Source organism: Marisediminitalea oceani (assembly GCF_003731635.1).
Taxonomy (GTDB): Bacteria; Pseudomonadota; Gammaproteobacteria; order Enterobacterales; family Alteromonadaceae; genus Alteromonas; species Alteromonas oceani.
In genome coordinates this window covers 142,577-155,982 of sequence record NZ_RCUA01000033.1, presented here as the reverse complement: position 1 = coordinate 155,982, position 13,406 = coordinate 142,577, and the positions used below count along the sequence as shown (strand labels likewise).

Below are 13,406 nucleotides of genomic sequence, written 5' to 3'. Positions count from 1 at the left end.
ACCACCAAACCTGTGCAACCAAGCCTAGCCACAAAACCTGCCAGTCTTGCTGAGTGGGTAAACTCCTATGCGGATTGGTATTACCTAGCAGTTGGATTAACGAGTGGTATTGGTATGCTTATCCAGGAACTTAATCATTTCCTGCCATAGCTCAACGTTGTTTTCCGGCTTGTAAAAGCCGTGTCCTTCGCCGGACTTCATCATCCACTGGTAAGGATGGTTTCTGGCTTCCAGCTTCTCACGTAAAGCAAAGGCATGTTCCTTGGGTACCCGTACGTCTTCTTCACCCTGCACAATAAATACCGGCACTTTGATCTTGTCGGTGTTTTTAATGGGGGACTGGAAGTCGCGGTTTTCGCCTTTAGGTAACACCTGATTAAGGTAATTGATACCGGCATCATTTTGCGGAATATCACCTTTTTCAAACATCATGTCCAGATCGTAAACGCCAACAAAACCAATAGTGCACTGGTACAAGTCTGGCTCGCGAATAACATTCTGTAATGCCGCGTAGCCGCCGTAAGAGGCGCCGTAAACACACATTCTGTCTTTATCCACAATGCCTTTGTCCACCAGATACATTGTACCGTCGGTCATATCGTCGATCATGGTGGTCCCCCAGTTACGGAAACCGGCTTTCTCGAAGGATAAACCATAGCCACCAGAACCACGGAAGTTTGGCTGTAATACTGCGTAGCCATGCGCTGCCAGTACTTTGGCATCGCGTACACTGGAGTCGATGTTAGCAATGGAGTCGTAAGGACCGTGAGGACCACCGTGAGGCAGCAGCACAAAAGGTAAATCCTTAGCTTCGCCTTTAGGCAGGGTAAGTACGGCAGAAATCTCCAGGCCATCACGGGCGGTATAAGTGATCAGTTTGGACTCCGGAATTTCCACGTCGTCCAGCCAGGGTTTACTCTCTGCCAGCTTCACCAGCTTGCGAGCCTCGGCGTCAAACATGTAAAACACATTTGGGTTATTGGCATTGCCTACCCGAATAATCATTTTACTGTTATCACGGGTGGCTGACGTTGCTGCCACGGTCTGGCCTTTAAAGGTATTTGCCAGGCTGGCCAGTACACGTTGTTCGGCTTCGCTTTTTACACCGCCAAAGAACATGTTTTCAATGCCTTTATACTCGTAGCTGGCGCCAAATATTTCTTTTATCTTACCGTTTTCACTGTGCAGGATTGGCGATAAATCTACTTTAGGATGTGACGCCAGCACCTCGTGCTTTTTGGTGTCGATGTTATAGGTCGCCAAAGACCAGGTGTCAGTTTCTAATGTACTGAGACCTACAATGGTTTTATCGTCGGACAAAAACACCAGCGGCGTGAAAGATGGTGTATAGGGGTCACTTTCAAATGCCACTTCCCATTCAGAGTCGGTGTCTTTGCGCACCATCATGGTTTGCTTATTGTCTTCGTTAGGATTGGCGCCAATCATCGCCAGCACGTTGCCTTTGGTATCGGTATAAACGTTCACATTTGAGCCTGCATAAGCTCGCAGCGGCGCGCGACCTTCGGAGGCTTTACGGCCATTGCTGACCTTCATTCTGTAAATATCGAGGAAGGGCTCTTTGGCAGTTAAGTCGGTGCTGTAAACTAACACGGCATCCGGCTCATCCGGCAGAATATCAATAATTTGTGAGAATCTGCGGTCGCCGCTCTCAGCGCGCCAGCCGCTTAAGATAACGCTGTTTTCACCGTCTGCATCCATGGCAAATAATTCACCAGTGGGCAGCGGTTGTTCAAAGGAGCCTACTTCCCTTGCCATGCCCAGAATCAAACGTTCATCATTAAGCCAGTTAAAACTGCTTACGGTTTCTTTGCCTTTTCCGCGAGTAATGGAAACGACTTCCTGATCCTTAATATTCAACACGGTTAAAAACACCACGCCGTCTTCGCCGCGGGAGGTCGAAGCCAGGTAGGTGCCGTCGGGTGAAATTTTTATGTCCAGGTACTGTGAATGTTTAGCATACGCTTCTAATAGTGGCGTATTGATTTTAGCTTGCGCTGCTGATGTGAATGTCAGACTTCCAAGGAGTGTCGTGATGACAAGTAACATCAAACGAACTTTCATAATTTTTCCCTCTAGAAAAAAAAGCCCCCGACAAGCGAGGGCTTTATTTAACTATTACAACTTAGAAGTTATAGGTCAGGTTCGCAAATACCCGACGACCGATGAAAGCCGTTTGGTATTGTGAATACATAGCCGAGTTACCCAAGTCGAAACCGCTGCTAGAAATTCTAGGCGGTTCTTTGTCGAATACGTTCGCTAAACCAAGTAACACTTCCAGACCTTCATAGTCGAAAGAGCCAGACACAGTGTGGTAGGTAGTCCAAGGCGTCTCATCGATGAAGGTTACCGTGTTACCGTTAACCGTAGTGGTGTTGGTTTCACTGGCGTAGTATTCGTAGTCGTTAGTAGAGTCAAAGTAGTTCGCAGTCCAGATCAGGATGAAATCGTCGTTAGAGTAGCTTAAACGAGCAACACCAACGTGCTTAGGATAGCCATTCTCACCAATAAAGTTATTGTAAGGCGAGTCAGCAAACTGCTTGCTGTAACGCTCGATTTGCATGGTGTGCTCTACGCGGAAACGCAGTGAACCCCAATCGAAATCATCCTGGTAAGTGAAGTTATAATCCACACCACGAACTTCCTGATAAGCAATGTTTACGTAACCACCGTTAACCTGGTCGATACCGTAGTCATTGGCACTTGAGCCATCTCGACGAGTGAACAGGTCACACAGCGGCTCGTTAGCGAAATCGATAGAGTTATAACAACGATTAACGATGCTGGCACCGCCTAACTCGTCGATTTCGTCATTGATTTCGATTGCAAAGTAATCAACCGATACTGCGAAAGTATCTTCCGGGCTGGTCCAAACTACACCGATACCTTCTGCTACAGAGGTTTCTGCTTCGAGGCGGCCTGCACCACCACTGGTTACCAGGGTAACAGAGCCACCAGGTTGCACGTAATCTGCCGGAACACCATCAGCGATACAGTTTTGATACACGGTGTCAGAAATTGCGCCAGAGGCGTAACCCGCTTCGTAATCTAAACATGGGTCGATGGCTAACTGACCACCAAAGCCGGTTTGCTCAGCCAGGAACAGTTCGAACAGGGCTGGTGCACGGAAAGACGTACCGCGGCTGGCACGTACGCTTAAGCCTTCTACGATTTCCCAGTTAAGACCCAGTTTAAATGTGGTGTCGGTACCGAAAGTATCGTAGTCAGTCCAACGGCCAGATGCAGTCAGATCCAGTCTTTCTGCGCCAGCTACACCTTCAAGCAGAGGCATTTTAACTTCTGCAAATACTGCTTTAGTGGTTTGGCTACCCGCTGTAATACCTGCGCCTGACAGACCCCAGGAGTTACCGTTAAGCGTGTGGTAACCAGGGCGGTCGTCGATTTCGTCACGCTGTACCTGGAAACCAAATGCCGCGCCCACTTCACCGGCAGGCATGGTAAACAGATCACCAGTGATGAAGCCTTCCAGGGTTTGCTGCGTGTACTCAGTGTTACCTTTGTCACGGCCAAACAGGAAGTCCAGTTGCTCTGGTGTACGGTTACCGTACAGGAACTGTGGATCAGTCCATGGGATGTTTACACAGGTTTTGTTACTGAACTCAGTTACTTCGCCGCTACAGCTAACGCCATCTGCAGCGTTGTACTGGGCCATCAGCATGGAGTCACGGAAAATAATATCCTGGTTGTAGTCACCATCACTGATACTGTGCTGGTAAGACAGATCCCAGGTCCAGAAGCCGATATCGCCAGTTAAGCCAGCCACACCACGGGTGTAGTTAACTTCGATGTCTGAGCTGAAGTGGTCAGTTAATGCTACCGGGAATACAAAACCGTTACCGTCGAAGCCGTCTAGTACAGAAGCTGGCAGTACGCCTACGTCTGCTGTCCAGAACTGACGATAGTCATTGGTTTCAGTAGTACGACGGCTGAAGATTAACTCACCATACATGGTGATAGAATCAGACAGGTTGTAGTCACCTGTTGCGTACAGTGAAGTAGTAGTGGTTTCTGGTATTACTGTTTGCTTAGCCAGGAAGGGGTGGTTCAGATCCCACCAGCCTTCACTGGCGTAGTCGTTGCCGTAAGATACCGGGTACCAGCCATCAGGCGTGGTAAAACCAACACCTGCTTCGTTAATACTTTCGAAACCATTCGCTGCGAAGAAGCCATCGTAATCGTAAGCAGCTTGTAAGCTACCACCGTACGCGCTTGAAACGCCGCCGTATAACCACAGGCCGTAACCCGTTTCGCTACAGTGAGGCTTGCCAGTACGTGGATCGATAGGATCAGAACGTGAGCCGTCTTCCAGGAACTGTAAACGCTCGGTACAGTTGAAGTAGTCACGGTCGCCACGGCTCAGCATCGCAGTATTACGGTAGTCAGCAGTTACACGGAATGAACCTTCTGCAAACTCTTCACCGTAAGAGATGTTGATACGCTTGTCTTCACCGCCTGACTCAAATGGCTGGCTGATATCAACAGTAATTGTCTTGTCGTCGCCTTTCTTGGTGATGATGTTGATTACACCGGCAACCGCGTCTGAACCGTACAGTGCAGAAGCACCGTCTTTCAGGATTTCAACACGCTCGATAGCAGACAAAGGAATACTGTTCAGGTCGAAGGCTGATACTGCACCACGAGTACCTGCAGGGCCGGCACGACGGCCGTTTAACAGGATCAGGGTACGGTTTGCACCAAGACCACGCAGACCAACTGTCTCAGCACCGGTACCACCGTCGGTTACGAAACCAACAGTTAAGGCGGCAGTAATCTGGTTAGAACCTGCTGCTGCAGTACTGGTTCTTAATAATTCGCCCAGTGTTTTCAGACCTTCCTGCTCGGCGTCTTCAACACTGATAATGTCGATAGGTGTATCGTTAGCAAACTCGTCGGTACGAATACGTGAACCAACAATGGAGATTTTTTCTACTGGTTCAGCGCCATTTTCAGCTTCTTCCTGAGCGAAGACCTGTGGAGTTGCTAACAACCCCATAGCTGTGATGACTCCAATAGATAACTTATGGAGTTTATTATCGTTATTCATGTGAATCCCTGTTTCTGCCGCATCAATGTGCTGTCAAACGTGCAATGATCGATAACACATCTGTATGCAACTATAATTATTTATGTTTAAACAACCCCACCAACAAACGCGATTTTGACGTTGTTACTGCGATGGCTTTGCCTGTCAACCGATTTAGAGAAATTGACACACTGAAAGTTAAATAAAAAACATTCTGCTGTCAAATAAATGGAACTTTTTCGATTTCTCCTTGCCTTCGACTTAATTATATTATTTATCAATGGTTTACATAGAGCTGCCTGGCAACTTTAAATTACAGTGAGGTAGCTTTTTTTATATTAACGTCATTATTACGATGGAATAATTTGTTTTGACTGTTTTATGTCCAGAAAAAGTCGTTCGGATCAGGGGAGCGGAGTAGAATAAAGGCGTGCAGATCACACGCCTCTAAGAATGTGCAGTGATGAGCTGCACACACTGGAGCAGGTTAAAACTGGTAAGAGGCAAATAAACGAAGGGTTCTGGGCTGGCCAGGACCAACAAACTCTGTGGAATCGATGTCGTCATAGATATCTTCCAGAACTTCATCAGCCTCGCCGTAGGTACCAAAGGTTTCAAACTCGGTATCAAACACGTTTTCTAAACGCAGTCCCACGGTAATGCCGCTACTGTGGGCATAAGTGGCACTCAGGTTAACCAGAGTATAGCCGTCCAGTTCGCGGTTTTCGTTGGCTTCATCGCCACGGAAATACTGACCAGAGGCGTAATCCACATCGGCGCTGATATACAGATTTTCAATCACCGGGTAGGTTACCTCAAACCCGGCCTGCCACTCAGGCTGGCCCGGAATGTTATCCCCCGCCATTACCTGACGGCCTGGTCCCATGGGGTTTTGCGGGCTGAAAGACACATACGGGGTTTCAAACGTAGCCTGCAAGTAGCTCACATTGGCTGAAATCTCCAGATCTTCATATTGCTGCAGCAGACTGAATTCGGCGCCTTGACGGCGGGTTTTATCCACGTTCACAAAATAGCCCACTGAGGCACGGTCGCCTGCTTGCTGGAATATAATGTCGTCTTTACTTTCGCTGCGGAATAGCGCGGCGTGCAATAAGCCGTTCTCCAGCGAGTAGTTTACGCCCACCTCAAGGGTGTCGGTACGTACCTGATCAAGCGGCGGATCGGCCACAAATCCGTTAGGTAGTTTACACGGATCGTCTTCGTCGGCGCAGCTAAGCTCTGCCGGGCTCGGTGTGCGTGAGGACTGGCTGTAAGATGCATAAGCATGGTAGCCATCCTTGCGGTAATGCACCGTGGCTGAGGGGTTGAAACGGCTGAACTCATGGTTACCGTTCAGTGAGCCTTCGCCCACTTCTACGCCATCGACCATATCAATAGTAGACTTGTTGTAACGGCCAGCAAGGGCCAGTTGCCAGTGCGGGTTTAACTCAATCACGTCACTGACAAACAGGTAAGTGTGTTTTACATCGGTATCCAGGCGCACCCGTGAGCCTTCGTCGAATACGCCAATGCCGGTTACGCCGCGGCTGTCTTGCGGAGTATCGTTGTTGAGCACGGCAAATTCGGTATCACTGCGAAACGAGATATCAGCGGTATCAATACCCAGACCAACTACCCAGTTGTGAGTTAACGAGCCAGATTGTGTTACGCCGGCAAGCTCAGCACTAAAACCATAGCTTTCCTGCTCGGTTAAGCTGGTATTGGCAGTACCGTCCAGAGTATCAGGATCGAGGGCAGAAATTGACTCAAGTGGTACAAGAGGGTCGAAACCTACGAACTGAACAGCGTCGTCTTCATCAAACTCTTCGTCATCATCGTCGTCATCGTCCATATCCATGTCATCATCGTCGTCATCTTCGAGTAATTCGGCTTCTTCATCTTCTTCACACAATGTTTCACCATAGCCTACGTCGCATTCCTCGTAGTCACTGTCGTCACCATTATAGGTTTCGATTTCATTTTCGCGGAAGTAAGCATTAACACGCACCACTAAATCGTTGTCGAGTTGCCATTCGTGATTGAGGTTAATAAAGCGCAGACTGGTAAAAGTTTGGTCCGGGCGAGTATAAATCGCATCGCGGCCTTCATAGGGGATCAGATCAACCGGGATAGCGCCGTTACCAATCAGGTCGTTATCATTAGCGGCCAGGGTAATTCGGGTAGCTGAGTCTTTCCCTTTATGGGTGATGTTAGCCAGGCCTTGTTGAATATCGCTGGGTGAATAGTCACGCCAGCCGTCTTCTTCGTATTTATTTACATTAATGTAGTAACCCCATTCACCGTTGTTGCCGCCGGATTCCAGGTTAATACCCTGCTGACCAAAGTCGCCGCCCATCACGGTGACTTTGTGATGCGGGAAGCTAAAGCCGTCTTTACTGTTTAAAATCAGTGCGCCACCCAGCGTATTCTGACCGAAAACCGGGTTAGCGCCGGAGACCAGCGTGACAGATTCCAGCGCCGAAGGCGGGATCAGGTCCCAGTTTACCGTATCACCGAAAGGCTCGTTGAAACGGGTACCATTAAAATACACCGCCAGGCCCTGAGGTAAGCCCAGCAGTGGCGAAGCGGTAAAGCCACGGTATTGTAAATCAGCCTGGAACGGGTTGTTTTGCACATCGTTAATCGACACGCTGACCAACTGGTTATCCAGGATCCGCGCCAGCGAGTTACCGTTGTCCACATCCAGTGCATCCGCATCAATCGTCTGGCTGGCCGGAGAGTATTCAGTTAAGCCGGAAACAAAACTCAGGGGTGACTGTCCATACACGGTGACTTTTTCGACATCAGCCTGATTGTCCTGGGCCTGCACCTGAAAACTGCCTGCGATACAGGCTGCAAGGTAGAGATAAGAGGTTTTTTTCATTGAGTTACTTCCAGTCCGTTTTCATCGATACATACGCTGCTGGTTGCTATCACCAGGGCTTGTATTTTTTGTGTAATAAAGTGGTTAAGACGACGTAAGTATGGGAAGAGATGTGCGGTTATCCAAGGGAGCTATTCCCTTATATAACCGGGAAAAGTTCCCGGTTTTAGCCCCTGCGACTTTCGCTACAGACCAAGTAATTAGCGATTTAGTGCTAAAGTAGTAATGCGTTGGCTGCAGCCGCGCAACGAAGACTATCCGGAAACAAAATAAAAGATAAATTCAGTCACGTATCAATCTTTAAGCGGTGCTTTTAGAGCTTCACTGTATTGCTTAATCCGGAGCGTTTCCCGGTAGAATCTGCTGCTAGCTTTCATATATGATGCGAAGCCTTTTTCTTAACCAACGGGTGCTGCAATCATGACAAAAGCCAAAATACTGGCTGTCCCTACCAATATCATTACCGGCTTTCTTGGCGTGGGTAAAACATCAGCCATCTTACATTTATTAACGCAAAAACCGGCGGATGAACGCTGGGCCATTCTGGTTAATGAGTTTGGCGAAATAGGCATTGATAAAAGCTTGTTTGATGGTCAGTTGAATAACCAAAACTATGTGTTTATTCGAGAAGTACCGGGCGGTTGTATGTGCTGTGCGGCAAGTCTGCCCATGCAGATAGCCCTTAACCAGTTACTGGCAGAGTCTCGCCCTCATCGGCTGATTATTGAACCTACCGGTCTTGGCCACCCCAAGGAAGTTATGCAGGTTCTCACTGCCGAGCATTATCAACCGGTACTATCCATACATAAAACCATCACCCTGGTGGATGCCCGCAAACTGAGTGACTCAAGATATACCAGCCACGATACCTTCAATCAGCAACTGGCTATCGCCGATGTTGTTGTTGGCAATAAACAGGATTTGTATAGCACTGACGATGGTGAGCGTTTAGCGCAATATGTGAGTGAACATTGCCAGGCGGGTACGGAGTTGATTCTTACCAGGCATGGGCAAGTGTCGCTGGCTAGCCTTGACGGAGCCGCTGCAAATTATCAACAGCCGCAACATCATCAAGCGCATCATCACCATGATCACGGCCATCATCACACTGTTAGCGATAAGCCAATGGCTGCAGAGCAAGCGTTGCCAATTGGAGGCATGTTATCGGCTGAAAACAGCGGCGAAGGGTTTAACAGTGTGGGTTGGCGATTTGCACCTGATTGCGTGTTTGATTACCACCAACTGCGTTTACTGTTAGCGAGCGTGGAAGCGGAAAGGCTAAAAGGCGTATTTATTACCGATGCCGGCATATTTGGCTACAACCTCACGGCGGATGGATTAACCGAAATAGCCCTTGATGAATGTGCTGAGAGCCGCGTTGAAATCATTGCTACTAAGCTCCCATCTGATTTGCAGGCCAACTTGCAGGCGTGTGTCAGTGGTATCGCCATATAGTAACCGGAAGGTTGATTTGCTAAGGTCTTTAGTAGTGCTTTTAATTTACAGGCGAGGCGGACTGACGTGTGTTTGAGCAGGGTAGAGCTCAGTTGCTTGGGTAAGCAACAATAATGAGCCGGAATAAAAAGGTTAACTAAATTGACAGCACCAGATACAAATTCCCAACAGGCGATTAGCCTTAACAACGTGACCTATCAGTATCCTAAAAGTGCTTCACGACTGGGCTTTCCTCAATGGCAGGTCGCGCAGGGCGAGCGCCTGTTTTTATATGGGCCCTCAGGCTCGGGGAAAACAACTTTGCTAAACCTGCTGGCCGGGATCCTGACCCCGGATACGGGCAGCGTAGAGTTGTTGGGTAAGCCGTTTTCAAGCCTGAGCGAAGGCAAGCGTGACAAATTCAGAGCTCGCCACATTGGCGTAGTCTTTCAGCAGTTTAATCTGGTGAGCCATTTAACCGTGGCGCAGAACATCGCCCTGGCGGCGCATTTTGCCGGCGACAGTCAGCCGGGCCGCGAGCAACTTGCCGCGCTTATCCACGCATTGCAGTTGCCGGCAGAGGTGTTAAACAAGCAGGCCAGTCAGTTAAGTGTGGGGCAGCAACAGCGAGTGGCAATCGCCCGAGCGTTAATTAATCAGCCGGAGATCCTGCTGGTGGACGAGCCTACCTCGGCGCTGGATGCCGACGCGCGGGATGCGTTTATGAGACTGCTAACCGAATTGTGCGAGCAGCATGACACCACTTTGATTTTTGTTAGTCACGATCAGAGTCTGAGTCAGTATCTGGATAAAAGTGTAGCCTTAAGCGCAATTACCACTGCTGCGGAGGCTTCATCATGCTGATGTCTTTTGCCTTAAGCAGTTTGCGTAGTCGCGGTAAATCGCTGGCACTTACTTTTTTATCGTTGTTGATTAGCGTAAGTGTTTTGCTGAGCGTGGAACACGTGAGATTACAGGCTCAGGAGAGCTTTAACCGCACAGTATCGGATGTCGACCTTATCGTCGGTGCGCCAAGCGGCCAGTTAAACCTGATGCTCTACACGGTATTCCGCATGGGCAGTCCAACCAATAACATCAGCTATGCCAGCTATGAGATGTTGCAACAACACCCGCAGGTAAACTGGGCCATTCCCATCTCATTAGGCGATGCCCATCATGGTTATCGCGTGCTCGGCACCAATCAGCAGTATTTTGACCACTATAAATTTGGTAATAAGCAGCCGTTAGTGTTTAGTCAGGGGGAACCCTTTAAAGGTGTCTTTGGCGCGGTGCTCGGCGCTGATGTGGCCAGTGCGCTTAATTATCAGCTGGGTGATGATATTGTGATTGCTCACGGCCTTGGCGCAGTTAGTTTCCAGAATCATGACGACTCACCTTTTACCGTTACCGGTATCCTGGCTCCCACCGGTACGCCGGTGGATAAAACCGTGCACGTTTCATTGCAGGGGATTGAGGCCATGCATTTGCCGCACGCTCAGCTTGATAGCGTGTTAGAACAGGCGGATAACGTGACTAACCCGGCAGTGCAACCCGACAGCGTTACTGCAGTGATGGTGGGCCTCACCAGTAAGTTTGCCACCTTTACCCTGCAGCGGGAGCTGAATAATTATGAAGATGATCGCCTGATGGCGATTTTACCGGGCGTAGCGCTTACTGAAATGTGGCAGATGATGTCCAGCGTGGAGAACCTACTGCGATTTATTAGCCTGCTCATTATGTTGTCATCCCTGTTCGGACTATCCACCATGTTGCTGGCGTCGATGCAGCAACGTGAAAAAGAAATCGCCGTATTGCGTATCATCGGTGCCGGGGCCGGTACCATATTTCGCTTAATACTGGTTGAAGCCATGCTGTTGGCCGGGGCGGCAAGTGTTACCGCAGTAGCGCTGGTATCCGGCGTATTTGCCGTGGCCAAAGAATGGTTAGCCAGCCACTACGGGATGTTTATTTCGGCAAACCTGCTAACTCTGCATACCGCACTGGTGGTTGGCGCGATAATGCTGGCAACTCTGATTTGCAGCCTGTTACCCGCTATTGATGCTTACCGGGGCGCTATCAACCAAAGGCTCTGATAACCAGGTAAGGCCCGGCAGACCGCCGGGTCTTTAACAACAGCCTTACTGGCCGAGGCATTGCCCATCATTCTGACGGGCCGGGAAAATGCTATTGAGCGTGGCGATTAACTTTGCGTAATCGTTGGCCATCCGCTCCGCCTGCACCTCTGTGAGTACCTGCCCCTGCAGCTTTTTGCGCTCGGCTTCTACGTGGGTGTAATGAAAAATCCGCATATCGGTGTTGTGCTGCTGCCAGGCGTTATCCATGTTTTCGATATTGGTATGCGAATCGTCAACAAAAACGATGGCGTCGAACTGGCGCTCGGTGGCGTTTAAGATCCACTCCAGCATGGTGCCCTTGTTCATACCTGTGGTCATCATCAGGCCGCGGCTATAGCTCATTTCACGCTCAAGCTTTTCGCGGTAAACCGGGTTAGTGTTATCAACTGGTGTTAGCGCTGCCTGGCTAACATCAATGCCGTGGCGCAACAGTTCGCGCTCAGTTGCCGCACGATTTTTCGGCGCGCGGGAAGTGAGTAACAACAGCGTATTGCCGGCTTCCTGCCAATTATTGAGTAACGCCGGGACCTGAGGTTCGGTAAGGTTCATTGGCGCCAGTTCGTAGAGCAGGCTGATAGTGTCTTCAAACAGACAGCTCACTTGTTGTTCCGGCGTCGGCTTAACCGCCAGTTTACCGCGTTGCCACTGGTACCAGATATCGCCGCCCAGATCGGTGGCACTGGTCAGCAGGGTATTATCGATATCGGCAACGATAAGGACATTTTCGGCACCGTACTGGCTATTGAGGTTTGCCACAACGGGGGCAATTTCATCGAAGGTATCAGCTTCGGCGATGGTAACTTCGCCGTCGACGTTCGATGGCGTGCTGCTGCAGCCGGTGGCAGCCAGTACCAGGGCAAAAAACACGGCGCGAAGTGCGTTTTCAGGGAAAGAAAGTGAAGGCATAAGCATTATCATTGATTAAGAGTTCTGCGTAAAACACCGTAATGTAGCAGATTTAACGGTTAATCAACATGCCTTATGGTTTGCCAGACAGACCACTAAGCGGTGTAATTGACCAACACTTAGTGTTAAAGGTCGATTCGGCGGAATGCTTATTTCGATAAGTAAATGAAAATTAATGGTTTATTAACTGGCGCGGCAATTGCTTTAAAGTACGCAGTTTAAATGGCAAAGAATAATACAGGGAGCCACCGTCATGGTTAAACTTGAAGATCGTCCTATCGAACAGGTCAGGGAAGAAGTCATCGACAAGCTGATTTATCACTACAGTCATGGAGTGATTTCGGCCGATGCGTTTGAACGCCGGCTGGATAAAGCGATGGCCAGCAAGGACCATCAGGAAATAGCCGGTCTTGCGGCCGATCTCACCATGCAGGTTGATGGTGATTACACCCGCGAAAAAGAGAAAAAGCTCAATATTAATTACAGCGCTGGTGATGTGCCGGACAATGAAACGGTGATCAACATTATGGGCGGTTCGGATCGTTCAGGGCGTTGGAAAGTGCCGGCCGAAATTCGCGTATTGAATATCATGGGCGGCTCCGATATCGACTTCACCGATGCCGAATTTACCACCCCCAATGTCACCATCAAAACCCTGTGTATTATGGGTGGGATCGACATAAAGGTACCGGAAAACGTTAACGTTGTGACCAAAGCGTTTTGTTTGATGGGCGGCCTCGATAACAAAGCTCCTTCAATTGCTGATAGGCAGGCACCGACCATCACCGTGGAAGGCTTTGTACTAATGGGCGGTGTGGATATTGGCCTTAAACGCACCATTAAAGAGAAATTTGTTGAACTGGCCAATCAAATGAAAGCGTTGTTTGGCAGTTCTCAGCGCTAGGCTTCGGCGGCTTTTGTAAGAAGGTTAACATGGGTTACATAAATCTGCTGGCCAGCGCCTGTGGATTGTGGTGTGATTCGG

Annotated in this window: 8 protein-coding genes; 4 read left to right on the top strand and 4 right to left on the bottom strand. The window is 49.2% G+C overall.

Features of this window, described 5'->3' with window-relative positions; genetic code table 11:
- Positions 1-96 precede the first annotated feature (96 nt).
- From D9T21_RS11495 to D9T21_RS11485, 3 genes are all read right to left on the bottom strand, one after another.
- Positions 97-2,082: a S9 family peptidase gene (locus D9T21_RS11495; RefSeq protein ID WP_123325072.1), complete on the bottom strand. Its 1,986-nt coding sequence runs from the start codon at positions 2,080-2,082 to the stop codon at positions 97-99.
- Between the two features lie 61 nt (positions 2,083-2,143).
- Positions 2,144-5,083, bottom strand: coding sequence for a TonB-dependent receptor domain-containing protein (locus D9T21_RS11490; protein WP_123325071.1), 2,940 nt, complete (start codon positions 5,081-5,083; stop codon positions 2,144-2,146).
- A 466-nt stretch (positions 5,084-5,549) separates the two neighbouring features.
- Positions 5,550-7,946, bottom strand: a complete 2,397-nt coding sequence (locus D9T21_RS11485) for a TonB-dependent receptor (RefSeq protein WP_123325070.1) — start codon at positions 7,944-7,946, stop codon at positions 5,550-5,552.
- A 420-nt stretch (positions 7,947-8,366) separates the two neighbouring features.
- Here D9T21_RS11485 and D9T21_RS11480 point away from each other — a divergent pair, with 420 nt between their 5' ends.
- The 3 genes from D9T21_RS11480 to D9T21_RS11470 all read left to right on the top strand — a co-directional run bounded on the left by D9T21_RS11480 (position 8,367) and on the right by D9T21_RS11470 (position 11,473).
- Positions 8,367-9,401 carry a CobW family GTP-binding protein gene (locus D9T21_RS11480; protein ID WP_123325069.1) on the top strand — a complete coding sequence of 345 codons (1,035 nt, stop codon included), beginning with the start codon at positions 8,367-8,369 and terminating at the stop codon, positions 9,399-9,401.
- A 141-nt stretch (positions 9,402-9,542) separates the two neighbouring features.
- Complete coding sequence (locus D9T21_RS11475; RefSeq protein ID WP_241155695.1) at positions 9,543-10,244, top strand: ABC transporter ATP-binding protein; 702 nt, start codon at positions 9,543-9,545, stop codon at positions 10,242-10,244.
- A complete protein-coding gene (locus D9T21_RS11470; protein ID WP_123325067.1) occupies positions 10,238-11,473 on the top strand; it encodes an ABC transporter permease in 1,236 nt (411 codons plus the stop codon). The genes D9T21_RS11475 and D9T21_RS11470 overlap by 7 nt, the downstream gene beginning before the upstream one ends.
- A gap of 45 nt (positions 11,474-11,518) precedes the next feature.
- On the opposite strand, the gene D9T21_RS11465 is transcribed toward D9T21_RS11470, so the two are convergent.
- Positions 11,519-12,421 (bottom strand): DUF2608 domain-containing protein, encoded by a 903-nt coding sequence (locus D9T21_RS11465; protein ID WP_123325082.1) that lies wholly within the window; start codon positions 12,419-12,421, stop codon positions 11,519-11,521.
- 253 nt (positions 12,422-12,674) lie between these two features.
- Here D9T21_RS11465 and D9T21_RS11460 point away from each other — a divergent pair, with 253 nt between their 5' ends.
- Positions 12,675-13,325 (top strand): DUF1707 SHOCT-like domain-containing protein, encoded by a 651-nt coding sequence (locus D9T21_RS11460; RefSeq protein WP_123325066.1) that lies wholly within the window; start codon positions 12,675-12,677, stop codon positions 13,323-13,325.
- Positions 13,326-13,406: the final 81 nt, after the last annotated feature.

Bases quoted from the DNA above. Each gene is read 5' to 3' on its own strand.
- D9T21_RS11495 (WP_123325072.1), bottom strand. From the start codon at position 2,082: ATGAAAGTTCGTTTGATGTTACTTGTCATCACGACACTCCTTGGAAGT.
- D9T21_RS11490 (WP_123325071.1), bottom strand. From the start codon at position 5,083: ATGAATAACGATAATAAACTCCATAAGTTATCTATTGGAGTCATCACA.
- D9T21_RS11485 (WP_123325070.1), bottom strand. From the start codon at position 7,946: ATGAAAAAAACCTCTTATCTCTACCTTGCAGCCTGTATCGCAGGCAGT.
- D9T21_RS11480 (WP_123325069.1), top strand. From the start codon at position 8,367: ATGACAAAAGCCAAAATACTGGCTGTCCCTACCAATATCATTACCGGC.
- D9T21_RS11470 (WP_123325067.1), top strand. From the start codon at position 10,238: ATGCTGATGTCTTTTGCCTTAAGCAGTTTGCGTAGTCGCGGTAAATCG.
- D9T21_RS11465 (WP_123325082.1), bottom strand. From the start codon at position 12,421: ATGCCTTCACTTTCTTTCCCTGAAAACGCACTTCGCGCCGTGTTTTTT.
- D9T21_RS11460 (WP_123325066.1), top strand. From the start codon at position 12,675: ATGGTTAAACTTGAAGATCGTCCTATCGAACAGGTCAGGGAAGAAGTC.